This window comes from Winogradskyella sp. MIT101101, from assembly GCF_047126865.1.
In the GTDB taxonomy this organism is placed as follows: Bacteria; Bacteroidota; Bacteroidia; order Flavobacteriales; family Flavobacteriaceae; genus Winogradskyella; species Winogradskyella ouciana.
In genome coordinates, this window is record NZ_CP138982.1 from 39,841 (window position 1) to 65,387 (window position 25,547).

The window sequence follows — 25,547 nt, forward strand, 5'->3', positions numbered from 1 at the left end:
CTAATCTTCAATAATTAATTGGCCAGTATAAAGTTCTTCAACATTTAAAATTGGTGGTATGTTGACGAGGATGATATCACCAGTACTTAAGATGCTTCCTGTGAGTTGTTGTTGTGGATTGATAATAATATCGTTAGTACCACGATGGTAAACATCGGCATTTTCAACGGTTAAATTTCTACCTTCAAATCGTGCATCACCCATTAAGAAGTTTAAATCTAAATTGGTGACGCTACCTGTCAGGAAAAAATTACTTAATCCGTTTTGGGTAATGGTGAGGTTGGCAACATTTAAGTCCAGTTCAAAATCACCATCAATATGGAAAGCATCTTCCTCTTCTAAATCTTCAGAAAGTAAAGTGAGGTTAGGGAAGGTCAATGTGTTTTCGCTAATGACTTTTAAACCTGAACTGTTTCTAATTTCGGTTATGTTAGGTGCGGTAACAAATACCTTAGTCACACCATAATCTCGAGTGATATTACAAGCGTTTTCGTTTTCTATGACCAATCGTCCTTCAAATTCTCGTATATCTATGTCATTTAGTAAATTTTCACCAGTTTCTAGAACTACAGCAAAGTCTCCCTCGGAAATATAAAGTTGGCTGCGTTCCATTACTGTGATCTTATCAAATCCATCAAGATCGTATTCCTTTTGAATTATATTCCCAGAGGTTTGAAAACAATCCAATGCATTTTCCGTATCGCAAGCGATTAACAATAGTCCGAAAGTAAATAGTATTAGCTTTTTCATAATCGTATTCCAATTCCAAATTCAACAGCTTCAGCTTTCGCACCATGCGAATGTACATTTACAACACCAAAAAAAGTATCAGAAAAATAGCGCTTTAAGCCCAAGCGATTATACAATCGATTCTCAAACTCTACAGGCCAATACACGTAATAACCCAAATGTGTGATAAAAGCTACCTTGTTAAACCGTAACTCATGACCTGCAAAAATACCTACGCGTTTAAAATCCGTATCAGCCTCAATTGCGTTTTCAGGAAAAGCAATGGATTGGTGCTTTATGTATTCCTTTAAAAAATTAGAGACGAAAAGTTCCGTACCCAATAAAAATGTACTCTTGTGGTTGATACGTTTATCCACAAATGCCGTAAACACATAAAATGGAAATCTGCCACTACCATTAACGTCACTCTCGTTGATACCACTTCTAAATACAAAGTTGTATTTAAACGGCTCAGAATATTTGGTGCGTTCTCCTTCTGGAATGTAATCCGGGAATTCCTCGGCATCGAACAAATAATTTAGTCCTGCGGAAAATGCAAAGGTGTTGGTACTGTTATTTGGTGCTTTAACGTTGGCATTTGAGTAATGGATAATTGTAAATCCTGCATTGAGGCCCAAACCTTTAAAGAGGTTTTCTTTTATGTAATCGAATTTGAGATAGGTAGTACTTAACAAATGCGATCCATAGGCATTGTTTATAAAGTTATCCGTTTTGTCGTAAGGTTTGTTGGCATAGGCAATCCCTTGACCAATTCTGAATACCAAATTCCGATTGAGGAAATAAAAATTAAAATGACCATACAGACCAATGTTCTCACCCAAGTGCTTATTCTTCATGTCTTGGTAAGTCAATGAAAAACCCCAATCTGGGTAGTTGTAACGACGTTCCCATTCATTAAAACCATAGGTTTTTCTATTATAACTAAGAACAAAACCTGTTGGATGATGGGTGATTAAATGTGAAATATCTGGATTGTGTTCTAGAATAGTGCCATAAAAAGGACTAAAATCCAATGAAAAAGGTTTCTTCTCCTCGTTTTGTGAGAAACTAGTCAGATATAGAAAACAAAATAGAACCAAAAAATGGTTTTTCATATAAATACACTTGTAAAAGGGGAAGGTGTTAGAGATTATAAAAATAGAATAATTTATAGTTTACTATAGTAAATTTAGGAGAAAAAAGACATACGATTATGTATGCCTTTTCAATTCTTCATAAGGTTTACTTAGCTTTTTTGCCAACGAACAAACTGGCCAAGAGTGCTACAACACCTAACGCGATTGTTATATAAGAGTTTGTATTGTCTTGAGCCTCAATACCTATATCACCAATACTTATTGAGGCTTCTGGTGCAATCATAGTGTAGATACCATAACCAATTAAAACAACTCCAACAATCAGTACTATAGTTTTTACAGTCTTATCCATTTTATAAATAGTTTAGTTAGTACATTAAAGGTAGTTATTATTATTTAAACTTCTTCCACAAAAAAAGACTCACCTTTCATAATGAGCCTTTTTCAACTGTTGAGTTAGCAAAATTTTTAATTGTTTAGCATCACTGGCATTACCAGCATGGTGACATGTTCACCTTCATCTAAACCATCAATTGGTGTTAAGATACCGGCTCTGTTTGGTAAACTCATTTCCAATTGTACATCATCAGAGCTTAAGTTATTGATCATCTCAGTTAAAAAACGCGAATTGAAACCTATTTGCATATCGTCCCCTTGGTAATCACAGGTTAAACGCTCTTCAGCTTTGTTGCTGTAATCGATATCTTCAGCAGAGATATTTAATTCTGCTCCTGCAATTTTCAATCGGATTTGATGTGTGGTTTTATTTGAGAAAATACTAACACGACGCACAGAGTTTAAAAACTGAGTTCTTGCAATCACCAATTTATTAGGATTCTCCTTTGGAATAACCGCTTCATAATTAGGATACTTACCATCGATTAAACGACAGATCAGTACAGAGTTTTCAAAAGTAAACTTGGCATTAGATTCGTTGTATTCTACCAAAACATCATCATCGCTACCAGCCAAAATTCCTTTTAAAAGTGTCAAAGGTTTTTTCGGCATGATGAATTCTGCAGATTCAGTTGCAGTAACATCATCTCTAGTATATTTAACCAGTTTGTGAGCATCTGTTGCTACAAAGGTTAAGTTGTCTTGAGAAAACTGAAAGAAGACTCCACTCATCACAGGTCTTAGATCATCGTTACCAGCTGCAAAAATAGTTTTGCTAATTGCGGTAGCTAAGATATCTCCCATAATTGTTGTTTTACTGGCATCTTCTAGAGATACAGCATTTGGGAATTCAGCACCATCAGCATAGGCCAAGGCATACTTACCATGGTTAGAACTTATCTCAACCGTATTGTTGTCCTCAACCACAAATGTTAAGGGTTGCTCTGGAAACGTTTTTAAAGTATCTAACAACAAACGTGCAGGCAAAGCGATACTGCCTTCAGAATCACTTTCTACATCAATTGTAGAAGACATTGTGGTTTCTAAATCGCTCGCCGAAATCGTCAATGAGGATTTACTAAGCTCAAAAAGGAAATTATCTAAAATAGGTAATGTATTACTGTTATTAATAACACCTCCCAATACTTGAAGTTGCTTTAATAAATAAGTACTTGAAACAATAAATTTCATGCGTTATAAGTGTATTTTTAACTTTTGAATTCGTCATACAAATATATCCTAATCAATGGGTTTTATAAAACAAACTTATTAACAAATTCTAAGTGTATTTTTTCTTTCTGATGTAGTTGAAAGCAAATCCAAATAATGCAAGTAACACCAATGGCAAAGCAATATTAACCAACTGCCATTTACCTTTACTCTCTTTAACCTTATCTGAATCTAAATAGGCGATACTAATTTCTTTGGCTCTAATGTTTATAAGTCCTGTATCATCCAGTAAGTAATTCACGGTGTTTAGAAGAAATTCTTTATTCCCGAAAGCTTTTCCGGTAAGTTGGTCAAAACCTAATTCTTGTGGTCTATTTCTAATCACCTCATTTTTTATAACATCTCCATCTGATATTACCACCATTTTGGTCGTATTGCTTGTAGATTTAAAATCCTTGACTTTAAATGGCAATACACGTTTATCATAAACGGAGGTAAACTCACCTTCTAACAACACCGCTAAGTTTTGAGGTCCTGCTTTGTATGTGCTTTCATCTGGTGATTTAGTAACATCAGCTAAAGAAATATTAGTAGGAGCACCTTCTAGTTTAGAGTTTGGTGAACTTTGAAGCAATATGGTTTTTTTAACCTGATTTTTCAATGTGTCCATAGGACTAGCAAAATCATACTTTACCAGGTTTAAATTCTTAGAGATTGGATGATTTGGGTTGGAGGCCGCTAATGGTGAATACTGCCACTGAATAGGTTGCAACTGCGCTTGGCTTCCTTCACCAATCGCTAACATTATTGGAGCAGAGAAGAGGTCCTTTACCAAGCTTGGGTTTACTCTAACTCCATATTTAAAAAAGAAATCGTTGAGGTTCAAATCGCGCATAATGGAAACACCAGAACCCGAATCATTATACAGACTGTCCTTGTCCATAATGATAGATTCAGTTAGCCAAAGGCTTTTACCACCATGCATGGTGTATTGATCTAAAACCAATTTCTCGTTTTCTGAAAACGCTTCGCTGGGTTTAGCTGCTACGATTAAATCATACTGTCTTAAATTTTCTAATGTGCCTTGTGGGTTTGAAGCGACACTATCCAGAGTAAAAGGCGCAATATTGTAGTAGGGCTGGATGGTTTTTAAGAAATCGGCTATATAAATATCACCAAGTTCACCATTACCTTTTAGTATTGCAATTTTTTGGGATTTAGGGTTTACCAGTTTACTAAAACCATCAGCAAAGGCATATTCCAAAGCTTGTACAGAATTATTGATTTGTTCCTGTAAACCTTGGGTGATACTTTTTTTCAGCAACGGAATCTTAATCGTTTGATCTTTATAACTCGCAAAAGCCCATGGGAAAATAATCTCTTGTGTGACTTTACCAGTACTGTTGTCTGTGTTTATATAAGGTTCAAGACCAGACTTGGTCAATTCCTCAATATTGCGTTCGCGTGTGGCTTCATCTGCAATTGGGTCTATATAATTAACTCTAATATTGTTGGTTTCCAGTTGAAATTCTTCAATGATTTGTCGTACTTCGGTTTGAAGAATTCTAAACTCTGAAGGAAACTCTCCTTCCAAAAACACATCGATAATCAATGGGGAGTCTATATCTGTAATCAGATTTTTTGAAGCATCAGAAAGTGTGTAACGTTTATCTTTAGTTAAATCGAAACGTCCATAAACTTCACTTGAAATAGCATTTATGGCAATTAAGCCAATGATAACACCGAGTATGTAAATTAGGGTTTTATTCTTCTTCATTCTCGTATGTAATTTCTTCTTGATAATGTTTTACTTCTGAAACTTTATCGTTTGTAAATGTAAGCTCTACACATTCCTTTTCACCATTGAAAGCACCAGGTTCTATGCCTAATCCGTAATTCCATTTATCGTTATCATGTGCTTGTTTTTTATCATTCCAACTTAGCCATTCATACTTTCCAAGTTGATTTTCAATTTCGGTTTTTGATAATCCTATCAGAGTGTCTGATGCTATGGTATTGTCAATCATCTCGTAGCGTAAAGCTGGTTTTTCTACCCAAGCTTCGCTGTTGAAATATTTTTGATGATGATAATTGCTTACGATATTCACAAAGGGATAAAACATATAGAAATAGACGAATGGCGTTAAGATTAAACTGATCAAACCCGTTAACCATTTGCGCCTGTCCACTGTATTCAAAAACAAAAAGAGTAGCACAAACACTACAATCATAAATATGACTAAGAATGGTGTAATGATCATTGCTTTTGAATTCTAAGTTTGGTGAATATTAAAAACGCCAGAGCGATACTTATAAAATAAATTAAATCGCGTGTATCAATCACACCTCGACTCAAACTGTTGTAGTGTTTCGACATCCCAAGGTTTTCCATATACACGAGATCTCCAAAGACGTTGTAATTAGAAAGCCCTTCGAAGCCAAAATACATAAAGAAACAGATAAAAACCGCAATGATAAATGCCACAATTTGATTATCTGAAAGGGTAGAGGCAAACACTCCTATAGCCGTATAGGCTGCAATCAGAAACAATAACCCAAAATAGGAACCAATGGTACTTCCCATATCTAGATTTCCTTCCGGATTTCCTAACTGTGAGACCGTATATACATAAAGTAATGTTGGAAGCAATGCTAAAAGTATCAATGCAAAAGCACCAAGATATTTACCTAATACAATCTGAAAATACGAAATAGGTTTAGTGACTAATAACTCTAAAGTGCCTTGTTTTTTTTCATCACTAAAGCTGCGCATGGTCACTGCAGGAACAAGGAATATAAGAATCCAAGGCGCCAACAAAAAGAAGGACGATAAACTCGCCAAGCCATTATCTAAAATATTGAATTCTCCTTTAAAGACCCAAAGAAACAAGCCGTTCAACAATAAAAACACACCAATGACCAAGTAGCCAATTGGTGAGGCGAAAAAGGTGTTTATTTCTTTTTTTAAAATTGCTAGCATTAATTTCAGTATTCAGTATTCAGTATTCAGTATTCAGTATTCAGTATTCAGTCATTCGTAATTCGTCAATCTAAACTCGCTAATTTATTGACACTCCAAGCTTCAGGTTTTGCATTAAACAATGGTTTTGTCTTAGACCAAACACTTTTAAACAAATCGGAATGTCTATAATTGTTTAAATCGTCTTCAGAATCCCAATAACTATACGTGAAAAAGATATTGGTATTGTGCTTATCGCGGTATAATTCTAAAAAATTACAACCTTCAAAAGCTCTAATCTTTGTTTTGTTGGTTTCAAAATTAGCTAAGAATTCTTCAATCTTAGAAGCATCAAAACTCATTTTTACAATTCTTACTAACATCTATTAAGATGGTTTTTTAGATTTATCACGTAAAAGTATTAAAATTAAGATGGATTTATCTTAATAGAAGCGCATAAAAAAATGCACCATAATTAAATGGTGCACTTTCCGCTATTAAATAATTACAAAGCTTACTTTATAATTAGTTTTTTCACAATGGTTTTGTTATTTTCCGTAGAAATTTTTACTAAATAAGTTCCTGCGGATAACTTAGAAACATTGATCAAGCTATTTGATCTATAATCTGATACTTCAAAGACCTTTCTTCCCAGTAGGTCATGAAATTCAACATTTATAGAGTCAAAATTCGAAAATGATATACTGATACTTTCCTTCGTAGGGTTAGGGAACATAACCACACTCGTATCATCGAAAGTAGGTGTGGACAACGTCTCTTCTTGAACACCACAATACTCAATACTCCAAGAGTTAACTGTTCCGTCGTCACCAATTCCTGTATCTGTAATATTCAATGTCCAGGTTCCGGCACTACTTTCACCATTAAATCCAGAAAGTGGTTGTGCAGGCTTTAAGGTTCCTGAAATTGATGGAGATGTTGCAGCACAAGAAATTGTTGGGCTTCCGTCATCATCAAATGTAGCTACCATATCTGGGTTGGCACCACATTGACTAGAAATTAAGACAACCGATGTACCAGATGGGCTCAATAATTCTAAAATAACATCACCAATATATGGGTGAAGTATATCTACGCTTACATTAATATCTGATATTGAAACATCATCACCTATTTCGATGGTACTTGTTGTTGTAAGCGTCGAAACTATAGGTGCAGGTGTGTTATTGGATGCTGTAATACAAGAATTTGTCCCTGTTGTAAAAGCATTACCACTAGTGAATGAACCTTCACCACATTCATTTTTAGGTTTTACTCTCCAAAAGTATTGCGTTTGCTCAGCGAGTTCTGTCATTTGAGTATAACTATTTGAAGATACAGTAGCCGACTCAATAATAGAGCTAAACCCAGCATCGCTTGCAATCTCAATATCATATTCTTCTGTTACTCCACTTCCATCTGCAGACCAGTTATACACGGGATATGTAGATTGATCAGTACTTGCATTCGCAGGACTAGTTAATGTTGGCGAAACAAAACTATCGGATTTTAAGGTTAACACAACATCTTGTGTTTTATTCTCTGTCGTTGATGCACCATCTATAACAATGGTGTAATCTTGAGCAGCGTCTGGAGCAAACCCACTTACAGTCATTGTCACAACGGTTTCTGTGTCACTTGCTGTTGCAGGACTAAAACTTACAGTTGAAGACGCTGGATTTCCAGAAGCAGTAAATGTTACGGTGTCTGTAAATCCTGTTGAAGGTGTATATCTAAAATTGAAAGTGGTACTATTTGTGTTGGCGCATACTGTTTTTGCAAGTTCCAAACCAGTTAAAAAGTAGGTTGGTACAGTTACTTCCTCAATAATAATTGTAGAGTCATTAACGTCTAAAAACACATTATCAGCAGCTTTTACCATCAATCTACCGGAATTAGTTGTTGTAGCAGGAACGGTTATATCTTCACTACCATCATTTAATGTATTTGCTGCAAGAGTTACGGTGTCCGTAAAATCACCTGTTGCAGAAAAGAAGATATCTACTAATTGACAATTTACAGTTAAGATATTATCTGTATTTGCAACATCCCATGTAATGGTTTCAGTCTCACCTTGAATCCATGTGGTGTTTTCATTTTGACTTGTCACAATAAATGGACCAGCTAACTGATCGGTACTTAATTGCATTAAATCATCTGCCGTTTGACCACCATAAAGGACATTATCCCTAACCGTAAGCGCAAATTCAAAATCGCGCTGAACTTGTGGAATTACTTCCCAAGTTGGCGCTAAATTATTATCCAATATATCACTCAATTGCGGAAAATAACGACTTGGTGACGTTGTACCGCGTCTAGATCTAAACATAGGGCCTTCGGTAGCTGTAGGGCTTGGCAATAATGGAGTTTGCATATTTTCATTATCATTTTGCTCCCATGTGTATGTTAATACATCGCCATTTGTAACCGTATCAGGATCACTACCAGTACCTGTTAATTGAAATGCAGTACCAATAGGAATAATATAATCACTACCTGCATTGGCAGTTGGAGGTAGGTTAGATACAAGAATTTCATCAAAACATACAGAACTAACACCACCTTGTATGTTAGCACTAATATCTCTAATATTTACATAGTTAAAGTAATCATCAGAGTTGTTTTGAACATCTTGACCTGGGCAAATACCTGCATAGCCCATAATTGAAGAACCACTTCCTGGTTCAACCTCTGTGTTATTTCCACTTTTAAGACAAGTACCTGTACCATTGTGTGTATGGTAACCACCCATTTGGTGACCAATCTCGTGAGCAACATAATCCACATCGAAAGAATCTCCTGTAGGGTTTGACCTTCCTGTATAACCACTACCTTTATTACCTGAGTTACAAACACAACCTATACAACCTGCATTTCCACCACCATCGGTATTGAAATTATGACCGATATCATAATTGGCATCGCCTATCGTAGCATCGATTACTTCTTGTGTCTTATCATTATATTCGCCATCCCAAGGGTCAGTTGCTGGATCGTAGAACATAATATCGAAATTGTCTGGGACAAACTGAAAGGTAACTCCCATTTCCTTTTCATAAATACCATTTACACGCGTCATGGTAATTACCATTTGCGCCATAATGTTTGATTTTCTGTCAAAATCTGTAGTGGCACTTCCTATAAACAAAGCACCATATTCACCAGTACAAGACATCGCTAATTCGTAAAGTCGAATTCTACTATCATCAGTTGCTCTTAAGACATTATTAGGTGGAGCATTCATAGCTTTCTCATACATAGTGTTATCAGTTTCACACAAAAAGATGTCGTCAGAGTTATCAACTAAATCCGCACGTCTATAAGCTATATAAACTGATTTGTCTTCGGTGTAGGGGTCAATGAAAAAGGTAGATTTCCCTGGTTCAAATACTTGTCCATGAAAGCCAGCTTTAGACACACTGAAACGTATAAACTTTCCTGGGTTTTCTATACTTCGACCTACATAACTTTTAATATTTGGAAGTTGTGCAGCGAGCGTAGGGTGAAGAATTTGAGCATCTAATACACGATAGGAATCTAAAGTTCCATCTACATTAGGAACGCTAATGATATTTTGGGATTTTCCAAAAAACTCACCTCTAATTGGTGCATTCTGTAACTTGTCCTTTACAGATTCAATATTTAAAGTATATAAATTAAATGTTGTGGGCATTTTATCTTTATTGAAACTAATATTTTGCACTTGGCTTTTTTTAGTTTCGGACAAAGGACTCCAATCGCTTTTGCCGTTCTGAGCTCCAATGGAACTTGTTAGTACACTAAGTAGTAATACTAAAATTAAAGTGTAATGGTTTTTCATAATTGTTTGAATTTGGTTAAACGCTTGTTTACTATGTAAGAAAGTATTTTATCTTCTAAAACATCATATTGGATGAGTTGATACGATCTCAATAGGAATTTGAATTGATTTTAAATTTTAGGTAAAGTGGATGTTGGATTTGGGGAATTGGAATTTGAGGAATTTTTCAGCTTTTCTTTCGAAAACATCCGATTTGTAAAAATCAAAGATTATAGAGCAAGTGTCTAGAAGTAGAATTTTTCTCATAAGTCTTGGTTTTAGGATTAATTAGGTATCAACTTTTGATACTTAATTTATTTAAGAAGCCAAAAACCGATTAACTTGAGGGATTGCTAGTTATAAAAATCTTGGTTTATAGCTTTCTTAAAACAATAAGACACCTTAAACTTATTTTACCCTATGAGAAATTATTTAAAAATAAATTTAATTGCGTCTAATAGATATACGTTAAAAAAATGTTAATGGTTTTTTGTTAAAAAAAGTTAACATGTAACTGATTGATTAACAAAATTTTGAAGACTAAAATAATTTTAAAGTGGTAAGAATTTTGTAAATTTTGTTAATCTAAAATATTCTACAGAAAGTTAGGAGAGAACTTCAAATTTGAAATTTAGATTAACTTTTGGAAGACATAAAGTTAACAGTCACGGTATCCATGGTTTTTAATCCCATAAGTGTAGAAGCACTACCTACAGTGGTACAATTGCTTTTGTATACTGCTATTTCTAAATATCCAGAAGAATTAAAAACAACTAAGCCTTTACCTTCATCGTTACGTTTAAATTCCTCAATTTCAAAATTTACAATATCACTGTATTTACTATATATTTTTTTAAACTTATGGTTACGTGCAGATATTTCAAAATCACGAGTTTTTTGGACCTCTTCAAAAAACTTCTGAGTAATATTGGTAATTACGTTTCCGTAATTGTCAACATAAATTACACTGCCTATGATTTGATTTTTTTCGTCATTAACAAACGGAATTAAATTCTTAATGGGTTTAATAGTGTTAATAACTTTTCCGATAATCTCAAGAGTTCCACCTCTTGCAATGTGACATGCTACTTTTACAAACACATCCAGCACAGGGAAACTGGTTTCTATTTTATCGTGTATATTAATTTCAACAATTTTTTCAGGTACAATTTCTGCGCAGATCATGCTCATTATCCCATTGTTGGCACATATAAAGTAATGATCATCTAATTTAACTGCAATGTGCTTGTTTTCAGGGTTTAACTCAGAATCAATTCCGATAATATGTATCGTCCCTTTTGGAAAACTACTGTAGGCATTTAAAATAATATAAGCCGCTTCAGAGATATTAAATGGTGATACTGAATGTGAAATATCTACAATTCTAACGTCTAACAATTCACTATAAATAGCACCTTTTATTGCACCAGCAAAATGATCTTTTTCTCCAAAATCAGTCGTTAAAGTGATTATAGCCATGAATTAATTGTTGATATTTTTTTTAGAATTGAGGTCTTAAAATTATTAGATTTGTCTGTGTCTTAGTGATACACAAAACTAAGAAAAGAAAACAGATTAACATACTAAATTCAGTAGCCTTTTGAACGAACTTATCCTTGAACTCGAAGAAATAACTCCTAAAGAATTTTTCGGTGCGCAAAATGCCAATATAGAACTTCTAAAAAAATATTTTCCTAAACTGAAAATTGTAGCCAGAGGCAATAAAATTAAGGCCTATGGTGATGAGAGTTTGCTAGAAGAGTTTGATACCAGAATGATGATGTTGATGAAACATTTTGGAAAATATAACAAGCTCGATGAGAATGTTATTGAACGTATTTTAACCAGCAATAGTAGTGAAGATTACAATACCTCTGCTAAAAGTGGTGAGGTTATAGTTCACGGTGTTGGTGGTAAGCTGATTAAGGCACAAACCGTCAACCAAAGAAAACTGGTTGAAAGCATCCGTAAAAATGATATGGTATTTGCCATTGGTCCTGCTGGTACAGGGAAGACCTATACTGGTGTGGCTTTGGCAGTACAAGCCTTAAAAAGCAAGGAGGTTAAGCGTATTATTTTAACACGTCCTGCGGTTGAAGCAGGTGAAAACCTTGGGTTCTTACCAGGTGATTTAAAGGAAAAATTAGATCCTTATATGCAACCTCTGTATGATGCCTTACGAGATATGATTCCGCATGAAAAATTAGAGAATTACATCGAGAAAGGAGTCATTCAAATTGCACCATTGGCATTTATGCGTGGACGTACTCTAGATAATGCTTTTGTAATTTTAGATGAAGGCCAAAACACCACACATGCACAGATGAAAATGTTCCTAACACGTATGGGCAAAAACGCTAAGTTCTTATTGACCGGAGATCCAGGGCAAGTAGATTTGCCAAGACGAACCATTTCAGGATTAAAGGAAGCCTTACTTGTTCTTAAGAATGTTGATGGTATTGGCATGATTTATTTAGATGATAAAGATGTGATACGTCATAAGTTGGTTAAAAAAGTTATTGCGGCTTATAAGAGTATTGAGAATCGGGACTAGGAACTAGTCGCAGTTTGCAGTAACAGTTTACAGTAATGAAAAAACAGTTAAACGAATAAACGTTTAAAGATAGAATGAGTAATACAATAATAGATACCAACTTCAATTTTCCTAACCAGAAAAGTGTTTACAAAGGCAAGGTTAGAGAAGTGTATAACATCAATGATGAGCAATTGGTAATGGTTGCTACGGATAGATTAAGCGCTTTTGATGTTGTAATGCCAAAAGGTATTCCCTATAAAGGGCAAATTCTCAATCAGATAGCGACTAAGATGATGGAAGATACTGAAGATTTAGTACCAAATTGGTTAGTAGCTACACCAGATCCTAATGTGGCTGTTGGTCATTTGTGTGAGCCGTTTAAGGTGGAAATGGTGATAAGAGGTTATATGTCTGGTCATGCGGCTCGCGAATATAAGGCTGGTAAGCGCATACTTTGTGGAGTAGCAATGCCAGAAGGCATGAAGGAAAATGACAAGTTTCCAGAGCCCATCATCACACCAGCTACAAAGGCCGAAATGGGCGACCATGATGAAGATATTTCTAGAGAAGATATTTTGAAGCGTGGTATTGTCTCTGAGGAGGATTATGTAGTGCTTGAAGATTATACCCGAAAACTGTTTCAGAGAGGAACAGAAATCGCAGCAAAACGTGGTTTAATATTAGTGGATACCAAATATGAGTTTGGCAAAACCAAGGATGGTCGTATTGTTTTAATTGATGAAATCCATACACCAGATTCCTCGCGTTATTTTTATGCTGATGGTTACCAAGAACGGCAAGATAGAGGAGAGGCACAAAAACAACTTTCTAAAGAGTTTGTGCGACAGTGGTTGATATCTAATGGATTTCAAGGATTAGGAGGGCAAACCGTACCTTTTATGAGCGATGACTATATTGAAACCGTTAGTGAACGTTACATTGAACTCTTTGAAAATATTACAGGAGAAACTTTTGTAAAAGCAGATGTTTCTGATATTCAGAATCGGATAGAGGCTAATGTTTTAGGGTATTTGGAAAGTGTTTAGTTGTTTATTAGTTGAAATGTCGAAAGGTTCGTTCGACTATCAGTTATGAATTAAAATATCCAAAAGCACCAGATTAAACTAACCTTAACAATTCTGAGTATCTTTTTAGCCTTGGTTAAGCAAAGTCATATTTACCGTAATTGAGATAATACAATATAAAAGCAGGTTTAATCAGATATTGATATTATTTCAAATTTCCAACCTTTAATTTTTTTATGATTTTTATTAATATTTGGTGTTTTTATGCCAGTATAAATCATTCCTCCTGCGGGCAAAACCAACCAAAACGCAGTTGAATCGGCTAATACGCCAATTAAAACGGCTATTCCGGTTATAATAACTCCGCTATAAATAAGAAACCCAGATGTGAGAACAGAGGTTAAAAGGGGATTACGTTTTATTTCTTCTATATCAGATAAATTTATTATAGCACCATCAACAATAATTGTGCTATCATTTTCTACTTTAAAACGACCTTTAATCTTTTGTCCATCAGAAGTTTTTAATTTTATTCTTTTATTTTCTTTAATAACTTTTTCTTTATTGGTATTTAAGTTCGTGATTTTTATAGCGTTATTTTGTGAAATAACCACATTGAATAGGAAAATGCTGATAAATAGTAAAAGTAATTTTTTCATAACAAGACGTTTTTTTGATAAGATGCGAAGATTTGCTAAGGGTTGCGTTAAATAGGCTAAAACTTGTTTCAGCATTTTGAATTTAATATGAGTTGAGATTTTGAAACTTTTGAAAGGTTGCCCTACAATGCTAAATGATTATCAGTATTTTTCCTTCAAAATCTTAGTATGATGCTCTACATGATGTGCTGTCCACATAATAATTTCTCGTACTGGCATTTTGCCCATTAGTGGATGTGGAAGTACTACAGTGTCTAAATTCTTGTCACTGATTTTTTTTGTTTTGTACTGTAGCTTTTTACTTTCGGTTTGAAGTCTATTGAGTAAGTACTTCTTATCTGCAATTGATGGTACTTTCATATTTTGAGAACCCTTAAAGGTTTTGCCTTTTGCGTCTTCTAATCGTTCTTGGTAGCGTTTTACAATAGCGTCATAGTCTCTTACTGGTCTGTTGGCTTTTCCAAATTTAAACCGTAATACAAGTTTAGGTAGGCTCAAAGCATCATTAAGAGGTTTTATGCTTTGTAATAAATGTAATGCTTGTTGACCTTGCGTCCATTTACCTTCTGGGCCCTGTGTCCAATGGTCGTTGGGTTGTTGCTCTAACCAAGAGATTAAGTCAGAATGTTTGGCATCAATTAAGTCAGCAATTGCTTCTTTATCCATAAATGTAGTTTTGATAAAGAAAAGATAGGGATTTTTGTTGAATTGTTTATTTAGCTATTAGCTATTAGCTATTAGCTATTAGTTATTAGCTATTAGTTATTCAGCTTCTTTTTCTTGTACTACAATTTTGTCTTTTTTAAAGATAGGGACTAAATACGATAAGTTAAATCCAAATCCAACACCAAAACGACCACTATCAAAGGTGCGATTAAAACCAGGTATGTACAGGTTTTCAAAATTATCTGGTGCAATTTCTGTGACGAGTCCCTTTAGTTGTACGTTGATGCCTGCATAAAAATTATTGAACATTTCTGCTTTTATACCTATCTGTATTTCTGCCCAAATTGCCGTAAGCCCTTTGAATTCTTCACCTTCTTCAACAGAAAATAAATCGTCGTTCCAATATTGATGATTGACATCATATACTCTGTAACTATTTAAAGTTTGACTAAAGGTACTAGCTCCAGCACGGAAACCAACATAAATCATGTTTTCCATATCGAGCCAGTTCTTGTAAAAATTAAGATCTATTCCGCCTTTAAAATAGCTTCCTTTTGTGGTGTTACTCAGCACTTCGTTTTCTATGGTACGTTCTTCATTACCAATTTCACCAGCCAAATAGATTTTTTTTGTCAGACGATAATCTCCCATAATCTCGAAGCCTGTGTAGTTATCGTCAAAAAACGTACGTCCCAGTTTGCTGATATCAGCACCTAATCGTAAACCATACTTTTGCTTATAGACCAAAGTATCCGTTACGGTTTTCTTTTCCTCTTGTGCAAAAGCTATTGTAGAGAACAACAGCAATATGGCCATGCTTTTAATGTAAGATGCGTACATGTACTGTATTTTCGTTTTCTACTTCCGTTACTATTGTTTCTACAGCACTTATCCAGCTGTCTTCCTCTAAATTAACATCTAGGTTATTAAATATACTTTTATAGCCACATGCTCTAGAGACATATACGAACTCTGTTGTATATGTAATTTCGATAATATCTACATCAGATTGTGTGGTATCATCTTCATCTAACCTTAGGTTTGTGTCCTTTTCTAGAATGAAACGCGTAGTAATAGTAGTGTCATCATCAATACCAACAATTAAGGGTAATTCAACGGCTGTAGTATTCTCATTAAACAAAATCGTTTCATCAACATTTGCTACTGGAGGATTAGGGTCTGGTAAACCTTCACCATAAACTGTTAGTCTGGATACACTTTTTAAATCATCAGGATTGTTTATGTCGTAAAACTCTACTAAAAGACGAGGTGTAGTTGCAGTACCTTCGGCACAGATGTCGTCGCGTTCGCAAGACAGTATCGTTAGAAATGCAAAAAGAAGTAAAAATTGTTTTTTCTTCATTAAATTTAGTTTGAGCGATTTGCCAAAGGCCCATTATGGGCTTCAAATAAAACTACAGTTTCAATATGAGCCGTATGCGGAAATTGATCCACCAAACTCAGCTTTTTTATCTCATAACCAGAGCCCATTAATTGCTCAGTATCTCTCGCTTGTGTAGCAGGATTACAAGATACATAAACCAAACGTTCTGCATTAAGGTTTATTATTTTTTTAAGGGTTTTGGGTGCAATACCAGCTCGAGCAGGATCTAGGATAATTGTCCTGATTTTATTGGTGTACTCAGGATGTTCGGTTAAGAACTTCCCAACATCAGCAGCATAAAACTTTAAACCTTCAATAGCATTACGCTTTGCATTTTCCTTGGCATCTTCAATGGCCGAAGCCACAATGTCCACACCAACGATTTTGGTATTATTAGCCTTGCTAGCAATTATTTGTCCTATGGTACCTGTGCCACAAAACAAATCTAACACCACCGAATTATCTACAGCTTCTTTGTTTTCAAGTGCATACTCCACAACTTTATCATAGAGTTTCTCAGCACATTTAGGATTGGTCTGAAAAAAGCTTTTCATACTGATTTCAAAATTTAAGCCCAATAATTCTTCTACAATTTTGTCCTCACCATACACAAGATTAATGCTTCCGGTTGTTGCTATGGTACGGTCACCAATTTCATCGTTAATGGTATGTAATAAACCTGCAACACGGTCACCAAACAATTCAACTAAGTAGTTGGCGAACTTATCCAAGTGAAATTGATCTAAGTCGTGAGAAGTCGTTACCAAATTAAATAACAACTTATTTGTTTTGTACGATTTTCGGACTACGAAATATCTAAAAAAACCTTCTTTGCGTGGTGCATGCCAAGGTGCCAATCCTGTAGCTTTACAATATTCCCTAATGTCTTTTAAATGGTTTTCAACTTCAGCATCAAATAAACCTGAGTCTTTTTCCAAGTTTTCACCACACCACCAAAGTCCACGTCTTTTAAACCCTAATGTAAATTCATCTACATCAGTTTTTAGGTCCCTGTCGTACCCAATCGCTGAAAAACCATATTCCATTTTATTACGATAATGAAAGGTGTTTGGCGAACTGACAAATTCATCAAGCTTAACTTCAATATCAGCAACTTTTCCTATGCGCTTAAACAACTCTAGCGTACTTTGCTTTTTGTATTCGTGTTGTTTTTCAATAGGTAACTGAATGTATGGTGCGCCAGGAATGTCTTGATAAGGCATTTCAACTTCGTCCTCCGAGGGTTTTAAAACGTCGAGCAGTTTACATTCTGCGTATTTTTTGCTCGATTTTTTTACTTGAGCCTTAACCAACTGGCCAGGCAAAGTATTGGGAACAAACACTACAAACTCACCATGTTCATTTCTAATGCGACCAATACCCTTGCCACCAAAGGCATAGTCTTCGATTAAAATCTCAATAATTTGTCCGCGTTTTACGAATTTGTTGCGTTCCCTTCTTGGCATTTTGATAAATTTTGGCTGCAAAGATATTCTTTCTTTAATTAATCTACGTATATTAATTGGGTCTTGCCATTTCTGGAAATTATCAAAGAATTTAGTAACTTTACAGCCTCTAGGGATGATTTCTCTCCCACGCTGCTTTTTCAAGGGCTACACCATAACTTCAATAATGGTACGCAAGGTCTTTGAAGGAATAAAGGTAGAGCAGGAATGGTTATTTTATTCACAATTAAAATTTTATTAAAATGGCTGTTTTAGACCAATTAACGTCGCAACAAGCGATCGATTTAGAAAACAAGTATGGTGCGCACAACTACCATCCGTTACCAGTAGTATTGAGTAGAGGAGAAGGCGTGTATGTGTGGGATGTGGAAGGTAAAAAGTATTACGATTTTCTTTCTGCATATTCTGCAGTAAACCAAGGACATTGTCATCCAAAAATTGTTGGTGCAATGACCAATCAGGCACAAACGTTGACCTTAACCTCTCGTGCATTTTACAATGATATGTTAGGGAAGTACGAAAAATTTGCAACCGAGTATTTTGGTTTCGATAAGTTATTACCAATGAATACAGGTGCTGAAGCTGTGGAAACGGCGTTGAAGCTATGTAGAAAATGGGCTTACGAAGTCAAAGGTATTGACGAAAATGAAGCAGAAATAGTAGTTTGCGAAAACAACTTTCATGGACGTACCACAACGATTATTTCATTCAGTAATGATCCAGTAGCTCGAAAGAATTTTGGACCTTACACCAAAGGATTTATTAAGATTGAATACGATAATCTTAACGCTTTGGAAGATGCGCTACAAAACAACCCAAATGTAGCAGGTTTCTTAGTTGAGCCTATACAAGGTGAAGCAGGAGTTTATGTTCCGAGTGAAGATTATTTAACAAAAGCTAAAGCTATTTGTGAAAAATATAATGTACTGTTTATCGCTGATGAAGTTCAAACAGGTATTGCACGTACAGGACGATTACTAGCCACTTGTGGCAACTGTGATTGTACAGATAAGAATTGTTCTTCTGAGCCTGAAGTAAAACCAGATGTATTAATTCTTGGTAAGGCATTATCTGGCGGAGCATATCCGGTTTCAGCGGTATTGGCGAATGATAATATTATGAATGTCATTAAACCAGGAAACCATGGAAGTACATTTGGAGGAAATCCAATAGCAGCAGCTGTTGCTATTGCAGCTTTAGAGGTTGTAAGAGACGAAAAATTAGCCGAAAATGCTTTTGAATTAGGTAACCTATTTAGGTCGGAATTAAACAAATATATAGAAACGAGTTCTATAGTAAACTTGGTAAGGGGTAAAGGTTTGTTAAATGCTATCGTCATCAATGATGATGAAGAGAGCGAAACCGCCTGGAATATCTGTTTAAAGCTTAGAGATAATGGTTTATTAGCAAAACCAACACATGGCAATATTATCCGTTTTGCACCACCATTGGTTATGACAAAAGCGCAACTATTAGATTGTGTATCTATTATTACTAAGACTTTAAAAGAGTTTGAAGATTAAGGTGCCAACTCAGTAAACGGTGCAATAGGAATATTGCGCAATACCCAAAAAATAATGACCATTGCTAATATAGCTTTGGTCATTTTTGATTTATGTAGAAGGTTGTCATAGGTTTTAGACCCAAATTTGTTAAAAAGGAATAATATAGCTTGATACGCTAAAACTAAAACCAGCAGTAAAATTAGATAGTTGAGCCTTATTCCTGTAATGATGTTTCCTTGAAGAAAATTATGCACAGCCCTTTGACTTCCACAACCAGGACAATACAATCCTGTAAAGCTTAAAAATGGACACTTTGGAAAAAATGCCGATACTGATGGGTCTATAAAAAAATATAGTGGTAGTGCTAAAAGCAACACTACCACTATAAGTACTATATATATAGTTTTGTTAAAATTCACCATTTGCAGCAGCGCCTAAAAACGCCAATCCGAATATGAGTACATATACCAACCAGCCTAAAGCAGCTAAAACTATGGAGACAATTCCCCATGTTTTTGCATTTTTAGAAGCACTCACTGCTTTTGTATAGTTGCCATCTTCATAGGCACTATTAACTTGTGTTGCATAAATTATACTTACTATTCCGGTTGGTAAACAACACAAGATTGTGCTGATTATCGCTAATGCCAAATAGCTATTTGGTCTTTGTGGTTTTTGTTCCATTTATTGGGTTTTAGTTGGTTATTGTTGCCATTGTTGCATCATTTCTTCAGATTGACGCATTATTTCATCCCATCCCACAGTATATATTCTGTAAACGGTCATTATTAAATAAATCACATTAATAATCAATATTACGAGAGCAACAATTTTAGCAGTTTTCATTGCATTTATACTACTCTGATCATAATTTTCAGGGTCAGCAGCAGCTTTTTTAAGATTACTTTGAGCTATAAAGTATGCTGGTCCTGCCAGCAAAACACCAGCACCGCCAAAACAGCAGCATAATAATCCGATAATCGATAATACATATACAATTGCTGGATTGAGTTTTTGTTGTTCCATAATGAATTTTATTTAAGATAAAGTTTAAGTAAATAACTGCCTATGATAATGACCACATTCAGTATTGCCAATATAGTAATTATTTTATTTCCGTTTTTAAAATTCTTAAAACTATTGAGTACAATAAACCCAATTAATGCTATAAGCGTATAAATTGCAGGATACATATAAAAGGCAGAAATAAATTCACCTTTTATTAGCAAAGCCAAAGAACGCTGAAGCCCACAACCCATACACTCAAAGCCAAACAATTTTTTGTTAAGGCAAGGCAACATATAATCTTCTATTCCTTTAATCAAAATTAGCATAGTGCTAAAATAGGAATTTGCAAATACTTTTTTATTAGCTCTAAATAATTATTCTAAAGCTTATTTTTGCATAAAATAGAATTAAAATGAATATTTCAAGAACCATAAACTTTGTTTGTATTGTAGCTGGTGGAATTATTGCCATATATGCTCAAGCAGAAGAAAAGCAGAACACCTATTTATTAATGGGAGGTATCATCTTATTGATGTTTGGGATCTATAGAACATCTCGAAATATTCCAAGTAAAAATGACAAGCAAGAGGAAGAAACTTACGTAAAAAGCGAGAAGGCAGATGAAGATTAAAGTTGGTGATACAGTTGAAACTATTGACGATGCCATAAAAGGTGTTGTGACAAAAACCTCTGGTAACTCAGTTGCAATTGAAGATGCTGATGGTTTTGAGCTTCAGTTTGAAGCCAATGAACTAGTGATTATAAACTCTGAAAAAACACTAAAAAACGCCATTTATAATTCTGATATAGAAGCCGTAAAAAAAGAGAAGGAAACGGTAAAGAGAAAATCAGTACCAACCGTAAAGCCTAAAGAACGAAATGCACCAAAATTTGAAGTCGATTTACACATTCACCACCTAACGGATTCTACTAAAGGTATGACCAATTTCGATATGCTGAATCTTCAACTAGATACTGCAAGAGGACAGCTAGAATTTGCGATACGTAAACGCATACCTAAGGTTGTATTTATTCATGGAGTGGGAGAAGGTGTGTTACGACAAGAGCTCGAAACTTTATTCGGCAGATATAATAACGTAAAGTTTTATGATGCTGACTATAAAACCTATGGGCTAGGAGCCACTGAGGTTAGAATATTTCAGAATGTAGCACCCTAATCTTCTTCCGGTAAAGGAAAAGAATAAGTCAATGTACCAAGATCGAGTTCGTCTGCTGATAAGATATCAAAATCGAAACCTGTAATCAAGAAACTTGCTGTTACTGTTCTGGAATATTCGTTATCATCTGTTAAGCCTGGGTCACCGTAATCTGTGGCTTCTAATTCATTAAGGTAATGAGCAATGGAAACACCTTCAGTTATAGAAGTGTCATTTATAGGGTTTTTATCTAAATCTTCATCCTCAAATCGAGTTAATACACCATCACCATCATCATCGGTGTCTAGATAATCTGCAGTACCGTCATTATCTGTATCTAAAGGATTGGTTGCAGGATTATCGTCGCCATCAGCATTTTCTGTATCGAGTTCATTTATTGTTTTTACATTGTCATTGTCATCGTCTTCATCTAAATAATCAGCAATACCATCACCATCTGTATCTTGAGGATCTGCTAAACCTCCTGGTCCGTATTCGTCTTCACTCGGAATACCATCGTTATCATCATCGTCAATGGTAACCGTAACAAAGGCAGTACCACTATCAGCTTCATAATCTTCTACAATGGTCAAATCGGCTGGAGGCACCAAATCACATAATTCGTCAGTTCCAACAGACCTATTGTAGGTTCTATAGATAAATCTAACAGTAGACATATTTATTTCAAACTCTATAGGATCATCTACGGGAGTAGCTTCTGTAAATGGAAATTCTTGATCGTTGCCTCGTGGAATAATCAAGGATAAAGATTCATTGGGATCCTCACGTAAATCATATATTAAAAATGACTCTGTGCTATTTGTACAGTAGTCTAGTTCTTTATCAAACTCTAAATCTACAGTGATAATATCACCATCATCACAAGCAGTTAAAAGCAATAAAGAAATTACGATAAAGATTCGACGCATCATAGATTCAATTTTGAACAAAAATAACGGATTTGTAAAATTATAACGTTGCATTAACTAAATAATTTTATTTGCAATATTTTTGCAACATGAATCACGTTTATCTAGACAATGCAGCGACCACACCACTTCGTAAAGAAGTTGTAGAGCGAATGACCGAAGTCCTCAATAATAACTTTGGTAATGCCTCTTCTACACATAGTTTTGGTAGAGCTTCCAAAGCACTTTTAGAGCAATGTAGAAAAAACATTGCGCGTTATTTTAATGTGTCTGCAGCTGAAATTGTGTTTACCTCGGGTGGAACTGAAGCTGATAACTTGGCCTTAAGAAGTGCCGTAAGGGATTTGGGAGTTACAGAGATTATTACTTCCAAGATTGAACATCATGCTGTGTTGCATACCGTAGAACAATTACAAAAGGAATATGATATCACTGTTAGTTTTGTCAATTTAGATGATTGTGGATTGGTGGATTATAATCACCTGCAAGACTTATTGCAATCTTCAGATAAAGCTATGGTCAGCTTAATGCATATCAACAACGAAGTTGGCAATATTCTCAATATTGAACGCGTTGCCAATTTATGTAAAGCATCTGGAGCTTTGTTTCAGTCAGACTGTGTACAATCTGTAGGACATTTTAAAATAGACTTGCAAAACATCCCGATTGACTTTTTAGCGGCTAGTGCACATAAATTCCATGGACCAAAAGGTGTTGGGTTTTGCTATGTAAGAAAAGAATCTGGATTGAAGCCACTTATTTTTGGTGGTGAGCAGGAGAGAGGTTATAGAGCTGGTACGGAATCCATCCATAATATTGTTGGTATGGACGAAGCGCTGAAAATTGCGTATACTAATTTAGATACCGAAAAACAATACATTTCTGAATTGAAGAATTACTTCATTGCACAATTAAAGGAAAATATAGATGATGTCAGCTTTAATGGAGGTTGTGAAGACACAGTAAATAGCACATACACTTTGGTGAACGTCTGTTTGCCTATTGCTCCAGAGAAGGCACCAATGCTACAGTTTCAACTCGATCTTAAAGGTATCGCTTGCTCTAAAGGAAGTGCTTGCCAAAGTGGAAGCAATCAACAATCCCATGTACTTTCGGCAATTCTGGATGAGAATAAACTAAAGCGACCGTCCGTGCGCTTCTCATTTAGTATTTTTAACACTAAAGAAGAACTAGATTATGTGGTGGATGTTCTAAAGGATTTTGTTAATTCTTAACGATCACCTTTTCAGATTTTACCGTATTTGTATTTGAAGTCACATTGACTATATAAACTCCGTCGCTTAAATCTACCGTAGAGAGTTCATAGCGATTTGATACAGAATCATATTGGTTATTAAGCATACGCTTGCCTGCAACATCAAAAACTTCAATAGACTTAATGTCTAATCCATTTGGATTTAAAACAGCAAGTTGATGTAAGTCATTGTTCTGTCTTATGGCAAGCTTGCTAACTTCAAAATCATTAATACTTAGAGCCTCGCCAGGTGTAAATACAATTTCGAAGCGATTGGTGTAATTGCCTGGTTCGATGTTTAATTCATAATCTTGTTCCCTAAGATTGACATAAAGCTCGTTCTCAATATCGTGAATATAAATGCCTTGTGAATCATCAAAATTCTGAATATCAAATATCCTGAAACGTAAAGGCTGCTGTTGTTGTATATCAACTACAAGAGGAATGACCAAAGCTTCTTCAAAAGGGAAGGCTAATCCAGAGTATATGTCATTATTTTGGGTGAAATAGGCATCAGTTGATAAATTTTCAGAGCGATGCAATTCTAAACCTCTATCATTGCCCATTGTAGCTGTATCAAGAAAGTTTAGCAAAAGTTGCCTCGTGTACTGACCTTGGCTAACCGTAAAATCAATATTAATTCTAAATCTTTGGCAATGCGCAGGTACGATAGGCAATCCATTATCTTGATATTCAATTACATCATTTGAACTTGAGCTTGCATCATTACCATCTCTAAAGAAATAACTATTTGCTCCTTCCTTTTCATAAACACGATGAGCATTTTTAGTAGTAACTACATTTGTAACTCCAGCTTGTCCTTCAACCATAAAACCTTGCCCTATCGGAATATAACGCCTTGCTTGTTTTGTGCCACCAGGAGGACCAGGAGGAATACCTACTGAGTTACCAGCACTGTCGTAGGTTTCAAATTGAGCGAAAGAGTTAGATATTATTGTACCAGATGGATCAATTGTAAATTCATGATATCCGCCAATATAATCCGCAACATAGTGAGAAGCTACAGTACCATCTTGTTCCCAGTAAAATATAGTTCCTATTATTTCATTAGCATTATCAGTATCATGTATAAATGCTGCAGAATCCATTGCGCTTGGGTAAGGATTACCAACTAATGTAAAATCTCCATTAGAAACAGCATTTGTTATGGTGCCATTGTTAGGTTTGCCTCTAAAATCGTAAACCTGGCTGCCAGTTGTTCCGGTACCATTACCTTTCATGGTAAAGCCGAGTCCTGGATTTATTGCGCCACTTTCACCAACATATACCCAGTCAGAGTAATTTGATGAAGTTTCATAAGTGTATAACCAACGATTAGAAATTGTTAGTGGTGTAGCGGTACCATTATAATTTGTTGTAAAAGATGCTGGTGAAGATGTAATTAGTCCGGTTACATCATTTAGTAGTTCTACTCTAGCGGCTTCATTACCATTAGAAGCAGAGTTATTACCAACAGGTGAACACCAATAGTTATAACTCCATTGATTTACGGTGCCTGTTTGGTAAACACTTAAGCGACCGACACCAGAATTTCCTGTAGTACCAGTACCTTGTAATAACTGAGCTTCGTTTCTTAGATATAGATTTGTATTTGATTCTTGTAGGTTAACATCATCTTCTACGTACAAAACCTGATCATGAACGTAGACAAAAGCGTTGTTTCTGACACTAAGTTGTGCAAAAACCGAACTAAAACATAGCATTAGGCATGCGATGAGGGAAAATTTCATGCTTGATAAATTTATAACTATAGCTTAGTAGGGTAACCTAAAGTGTATTAGACAGT

27 protein-coding genes are annotated in these 25,547 nt (G+C 35.2%); 6 read left to right on the top strand and 21 right to left on the bottom strand.

Annotation, left to right across the window (positions count from 1 at the left end; genetic code table 11):
• From SIB89_RS00185 to SIB89_RS00230, 10 genes are all read right to left on the bottom strand, one after another.
• Window positions 1-750, bottom strand: a complete 750-nt coding sequence (locus SIB89_RS00185) for a head GIN domain-containing protein (protein ID WP_412560658.1) — start codon at window positions 748-750, stop codon at window positions 1-3.
• Window positions 747-1,844, bottom strand: a complete 1,098-nt coding sequence (locus tag SIB89_RS00190) for an acyloxyacyl hydrolase (RefSeq protein ID WP_412560659.1) — start codon at window positions 1,842-1,844, stop codon at window positions 747-749. The genes SIB89_RS00185 and SIB89_RS00190 overlap by 4 nt, the downstream gene beginning before the upstream one ends.
• A 127-nt stretch (window positions 1,845-1,971) precedes the next feature.
• The gene (locus SIB89_RS00195) at window positions 1,972-2,178 is read right to left on the bottom strand and encodes a hypothetical protein (RefSeq protein WP_155087777.1); all 207 of its coding nucleotides are present in this window, start codon (window positions 2,176-2,178) and stop codon (window positions 1,972-1,974) included.
• Between the two features lie 116 nt (window positions 2,179-2,294).
• The gene (gene dnaN, locus SIB89_RS00200; RefSeq protein WP_155087776.1) at window positions 2,295-3,413 is read right to left on the bottom strand and encodes a DNA polymerase III subunit beta; all 1,119 of its coding nucleotides are present in this window, start codon (window positions 3,411-3,413) and stop codon (window positions 2,295-2,297) included.
• Window positions 3,414-3,501: 88 nt separating this feature from the next.
• The gene (gldG, locus tag SIB89_RS00205; protein ID WP_412560660.1) at window positions 3,502-5,169 is read right to left on the bottom strand and encodes a gliding motility-associated ABC transporter substrate-binding protein GldG; all 1,668 of its coding nucleotides are present in this window, start codon (window positions 5,167-5,169) and stop codon (window positions 3,502-3,504) included.
• Window positions 5,156-5,653, bottom strand: a complete 498-nt coding sequence (locus SIB89_RS00210) for a hypothetical protein (protein ID WP_412560661.1) — start codon at window positions 5,651-5,653, stop codon at window positions 5,156-5,158. The genes gldG and SIB89_RS00210 overlap by 14 nt, the downstream gene beginning before the upstream one ends.
• A complete protein-coding gene (gene gldF, locus SIB89_RS00215) occupies window positions 5,650-6,372 on the bottom strand; it encodes a gliding motility-associated ABC transporter permease subunit GldF (RefSeq protein WP_412560662.1) in 723 nt (240 codons plus the stop codon). Before gldF ends, SIB89_RS00210 begins: the two co-directional genes overlap by 4 nt.
• Window positions 6,373-6,437: 65 nt before the next feature.
• Complete coding sequence (locus SIB89_RS00220) at window positions 6,438-6,734, bottom strand: putative quinol monooxygenase (protein ID WP_412560663.1); 297 nt, start codon at window positions 6,732-6,734, stop codon at window positions 6,438-6,440.
• A gap of 131 nt (window positions 6,735-6,865) precedes the next feature.
• A complete protein-coding gene (locus SIB89_RS00225; RefSeq protein WP_412560664.1) occupies window positions 6,866-10,171 on the bottom strand; it encodes a reprolysin-like metallopeptidase in 3,306 nt (1,101 codons plus the stop codon).
• A 615-nt stretch (window positions 10,172-10,786) separates the two neighbouring features.
• Window positions 10,787-11,629 carry an S-adenosyl-l-methionine hydroxide adenosyltransferase family protein gene (locus tag SIB89_RS00230; RefSeq protein ID WP_412560665.1) on the bottom strand — a complete coding sequence of 281 codons (843 nt, stop codon included), beginning with the start codon at window positions 11,627-11,629 and terminating at the stop codon, window positions 10,787-10,789.
• A gap of 121 nt (window positions 11,630-11,750) precedes the next feature.
• On the opposite strand from SIB89_RS00230, the gene SIB89_RS00235 reads away from it, so the two are divergent.
• Window positions 11,751-12,704 carry a PhoH family protein gene (locus SIB89_RS00235; protein WP_155087771.1) on the top strand — a complete coding sequence of 318 codons (954 nt, stop codon included), beginning with the start codon at window positions 11,751-11,753 and terminating at the stop codon, window positions 12,702-12,704.
• Window positions 12,705-12,778: 74 nt separating this feature from the next.
• Complete coding sequence (locus tag SIB89_RS00240) at window positions 12,779-13,732, top strand: phosphoribosylaminoimidazolesuccinocarboxamide synthase (RefSeq protein ID WP_412560666.1); 954 nt, start codon at window positions 12,779-12,781, stop codon at window positions 13,730-13,732.
• 167 nt (window positions 13,733-13,899) lie between these two features.
• Here the strand turns inward: SIB89_RS00240 and SIB89_RS00245 are convergent, their stop codons facing one another.
• The 5 genes from SIB89_RS00245 to rlmD all read right to left on the bottom strand — a co-directional run bounded on the left by SIB89_RS00245 (window position 13,900) and on the right by rlmD (window position 17,886).
• Window positions 13,900-14,370: a hypothetical protein gene (locus SIB89_RS00245; RefSeq protein ID WP_412560667.1), complete on the bottom strand. Its 471-nt coding sequence runs from the start codon at window positions 14,368-14,370 to the stop codon at window positions 13,900-13,902.
• A gap of 141 nt (window positions 14,371-14,511) precedes the next feature.
• On the bottom strand, window positions 14,512-15,036 hold the full coding sequence (locus SIB89_RS00250) for a DinB family protein (RefSeq protein ID WP_412560668.1): 525 nt from the start codon (window positions 15,034-15,036) through the stop codon (window positions 14,512-14,514).
• A gap of 96 nt (window positions 15,037-15,132) precedes the next feature.
• A complete protein-coding gene (locus tag SIB89_RS00255) occupies window positions 15,133-15,876 on the bottom strand; it encodes a DUF6048 family protein (RefSeq protein WP_412560669.1) in 744 nt (247 codons plus the stop codon).
• On the bottom strand, window positions 15,857-16,399 hold the full coding sequence (locus SIB89_RS00260) for a DUF6452 family protein (protein ID WP_273291303.1): 543 nt from the start codon (window positions 16,397-16,399) through the stop codon (window positions 15,857-15,859). Before SIB89_RS00260 ends, SIB89_RS00255 begins: the two co-directional genes overlap by 20 nt.
• A gap of 5 nt (window positions 16,400-16,404) precedes the next feature.
• Complete coding sequence (gene rlmD, locus SIB89_RS00265; RefSeq protein ID WP_412560670.1) at window positions 16,405-17,886, bottom strand: 23S rRNA (uracil(1939)-C(5))-methyltransferase RlmD; 1,482 nt, start codon at window positions 17,884-17,886, stop codon at window positions 16,405-16,407.
• A gap of 242 nt (window positions 17,887-18,128) precedes the next feature.
• Here rlmD and rocD point away from each other — a divergent pair, with 242 nt between their 5' ends.
• Window positions 18,129-19,409, top strand: coding sequence for an ornithine--oxo-acid transaminase (gene rocD / locus SIB89_RS00270; protein WP_412560671.1), 1,281 nt, complete (start codon window positions 18,129-18,131; stop codon window positions 19,407-19,409).
• Here the strand turns inward: rocD and SIB89_RS00275 are convergent.
• The 4 genes from SIB89_RS00275 to SIB89_RS00290 are packed head-to-tail and all read right to left on the bottom strand — an operon-like array spanning window position 19,406 to window position 20,725.
• Window positions 19,406-19,813: a DUF2752 domain-containing protein gene (locus SIB89_RS00275; protein ID WP_412560672.1), complete on the bottom strand. Its 408-nt coding sequence runs from the start codon at window positions 19,811-19,813 to the stop codon at window positions 19,406-19,408. The two genes, rocD and SIB89_RS00275, sit on opposite strands and share 4 nt — an antisense overlap.
• Entirely contained in the window at window positions 19,800-20,075 is a 276-nt protein-coding gene (locus SIB89_RS00280; protein ID WP_412560673.1) for a CD225/dispanin family protein, read from the bottom strand. Before SIB89_RS00280 ends, SIB89_RS00275 begins: the two co-directional genes overlap by 14 nt.
• A gap of 18 nt (window positions 20,076-20,093) precedes the next feature.
• Window positions 20,094-20,417, bottom strand: coding sequence for a CCC motif membrane protein (locus SIB89_RS00285; RefSeq protein ID WP_155087760.1), 324 nt, complete (start codon window positions 20,415-20,417; stop codon window positions 20,094-20,096).
• Window positions 20,418-20,425: 8 nt separating this feature from the next.
• Window positions 20,426-20,725, bottom strand: a complete 300-nt coding sequence (locus tag SIB89_RS00290; protein WP_155087759.1) for a DUF2752 domain-containing protein — start codon at window positions 20,723-20,725, stop codon at window positions 20,426-20,428.
• An 86-nt stretch (window positions 20,726-20,811) separates the two neighbouring features.
• On the opposite strand from SIB89_RS00290, the gene SIB89_RS00295 reads away from it, so the two are divergent.
• Window positions 20,812-21,030, top strand: coding sequence for a hypothetical protein (locus SIB89_RS00295; protein WP_412560674.1), 219 nt, complete (start codon window positions 20,812-20,814; stop codon window positions 21,028-21,030).
• Window positions 21,020-21,577: a Smr/MutS family protein gene (locus tag SIB89_RS00300; RefSeq protein ID WP_412560675.1), complete on the top strand. Its 558-nt coding sequence runs from the start codon at window positions 21,020-21,022 to the stop codon at window positions 21,575-21,577. The genes SIB89_RS00295 and SIB89_RS00300 overlap by 11 nt, the downstream gene beginning before the upstream one ends.
• Here SIB89_RS00300 and SIB89_RS00305 read toward each other — a convergent pair.
• The gene (locus tag SIB89_RS00305; RefSeq protein WP_412560676.1) at window positions 21,574-22,539 is read right to left on the bottom strand and encodes a hypothetical protein; all 966 of its coding nucleotides are present in this window, start codon (window positions 22,537-22,539) and stop codon (window positions 21,574-21,576) included. The two genes, SIB89_RS00300 and SIB89_RS00305, sit on opposite strands and share 4 nt — an antisense overlap.
• A 35-nt stretch (window positions 22,540-22,574) precedes the next feature.
• Between SIB89_RS00305 and SIB89_RS00310 the strand changes: the two genes are divergently transcribed.
• Window positions 22,575-23,720, top strand: a complete 1,146-nt coding sequence (locus SIB89_RS00310) for a cysteine desulfurase family protein (RefSeq protein ID WP_412560677.1) — start codon at window positions 22,575-22,577, stop codon at window positions 23,718-23,720.
• On the opposite strand, the gene SIB89_RS00315 is transcribed toward SIB89_RS00310, so the two are convergent.
• On the bottom strand, window positions 23,710-25,491 hold the full coding sequence (locus SIB89_RS00315; RefSeq protein WP_412560678.1) for a T9SS type A sorting domain-containing protein: 1,782 nt from the start codon (window positions 25,489-25,491) through the stop codon (window positions 23,710-23,712). The genes SIB89_RS00310 and SIB89_RS00315 overlap by 11 nt on opposite strands.
• Between the last annotated feature and the right edge of the window lie 56 nt (window positions 25,492-25,547).

Excerpts from the sequence above, each read along its gene's own strand:
- SIB89_RS00190 (WP_412560659.1), bottom strand. The coding sequence starts at position 1,844 with ATGAAAAACCATTTTTTGGTTCTATTTTGTTTTCTATATCTGACTAGT.
- SIB89_RS00310 (WP_412560677.1), top strand. The coding sequence starts at position 22,575 with ATGAATCACGTTTATCTAGACAATGCAGCGACCACACCACTTCGTAAA.
- rlmD (WP_412560670.1), bottom strand. The coding sequence starts at position 17,886 with ATGCCAAGAAGGGAACGCAACAAATTCGTAAAACGCGGACAAATTATT.
- SIB89_RS00255 (WP_412560669.1), bottom strand. The coding sequence starts at position 15,876 with ATGTACGCATCTTACATTAAAAGCATGGCCATATTGCTGTTGTTCTCT.
- SIB89_RS00225 (WP_412560664.1), bottom strand. The coding sequence starts at position 10,171 with ATGAAAAACCATTACACTTTAATTTTAGTATTACTACTTAGTGTACTA.
- SIB89_RS00210 (WP_412560661.1), bottom strand. The coding sequence starts at position 5,653 with ATGATCATTACACCATTCTTAGTCATATTTATGATTGTAGTGTTTGTG.
- dnaN (WP_155087776.1), bottom strand. The coding sequence starts at position 3,413 with ATGAAATTTATTGTTTCAAGTACTTATTTATTAAAGCAACTTCAAGTA.
- SIB89_RS00300 (WP_412560675.1), top strand. The coding sequence starts at position 21,020 with ATGAAGATTAAAGTTGGTGATACAGTTGAAACTATTGACGATGCCATA.
- SIB89_RS00195 (WP_155087777.1), bottom strand. The coding sequence starts at position 2,178 with ATGGATAAGACTGTAAAAACTATAGTACTGATTGTTGGAGTTGTTTTA.
- SIB89_RS00285 (WP_155087760.1), bottom strand. The coding sequence starts at position 20,417 with ATGGAACAACAAAAACTCAATCCAGCAATTGTATATGTATTATCGATT.
- SIB89_RS00240 (WP_412560666.1), top strand. The coding sequence starts at position 12,779 with ATGAGTAATACAATAATAGATACCAACTTCAATTTTCCTAACCAGAAA.
- SIB89_RS00245 (WP_412560667.1), bottom strand. The coding sequence starts at position 14,370 with ATGAAAAAATTACTTTTACTATTTATCAGCATTTTCCTATTCAATGTG.
- SIB89_RS00220 (WP_412560663.1), bottom strand. The coding sequence starts at position 6,734 with ATGTTAGTAAGAATTGTAAAAATGAGTTTTGATGCTTCTAAGATTGAA.
- SIB89_RS00290 (WP_155087759.1), bottom strand. The coding sequence starts at position 20,725 with ATGCTAATTTTGATTAAAGGAATAGAAGATTATATGTTGCCTTGCCTT.
- SIB89_RS00315 (WP_412560678.1), bottom strand. The coding sequence starts at position 25,491 with ATGAAATTTTCCCTCATCGCATGCCTAATGCTATGTTTTAGTTCGGTT.
- SIB89_RS00275 (WP_412560672.1), bottom strand. The coding sequence starts at position 19,813 with ATGGTGAATTTTAACAAAACTATATATATAGTACTTATAGTGGTAGTG.
- gldG (WP_412560660.1), bottom strand. The coding sequence starts at position 5,169 with ATGAAGAAGAATAAAACCCTAATTTACATACTCGGTGTTATCATTGGC.
- rocD (WP_412560671.1), top strand. The coding sequence starts at position 18,129 with ATGGCTGTTTTAGACCAATTAACGTCGCAACAAGCGATCGATTTAGAA.
- gldF (WP_412560662.1), bottom strand. The coding sequence starts at position 6,372 with ATGCTAGCAATTTTAAAAAAAGAAATAAACACCTTTTTCGCCTCACCA.
- SIB89_RS00250 (WP_412560668.1), bottom strand. The coding sequence starts at position 15,036 with ATGGATAAAGAAGCAATTGCTGACTTAATTGATGCCAAACATTCTGAC.
- SIB89_RS00185 (WP_412560658.1), bottom strand. The coding sequence starts at position 750 with ATGAAAAAGCTAATACTATTTACTTTCGGACTATTGTTAATCGCTTGC.
- SIB89_RS00260 (WP_273291303.1), bottom strand. The coding sequence starts at position 16,399 with ATGAAGAAAAAACAATTTTTACTTCTTTTTGCATTTCTAACGATACTG.
- SIB89_RS00280 (WP_412560673.1), bottom strand. The coding sequence starts at position 20,075 with ATGGAACAAAAACCACAAAGACCAAATAGCTATTTGGCATTAGCGATA.
- SIB89_RS00230 (WP_412560665.1), bottom strand. The coding sequence starts at position 11,629 with ATGGCTATAATCACTTTAACGACTGATTTTGGAGAAAAAGATCATTTT.
- SIB89_RS00305 (WP_412560676.1), bottom strand. The coding sequence starts at position 22,539 with ATGCAACGTTATAATTTTACAAATCCGTTATTTTTGTTCAAAATTGAA.
- SIB89_RS00295 (WP_412560674.1), top strand. The coding sequence starts at position 20,812 with ATGAATATTTCAAGAACCATAAACTTTGTTTGTATTGTAGCTGGTGGA.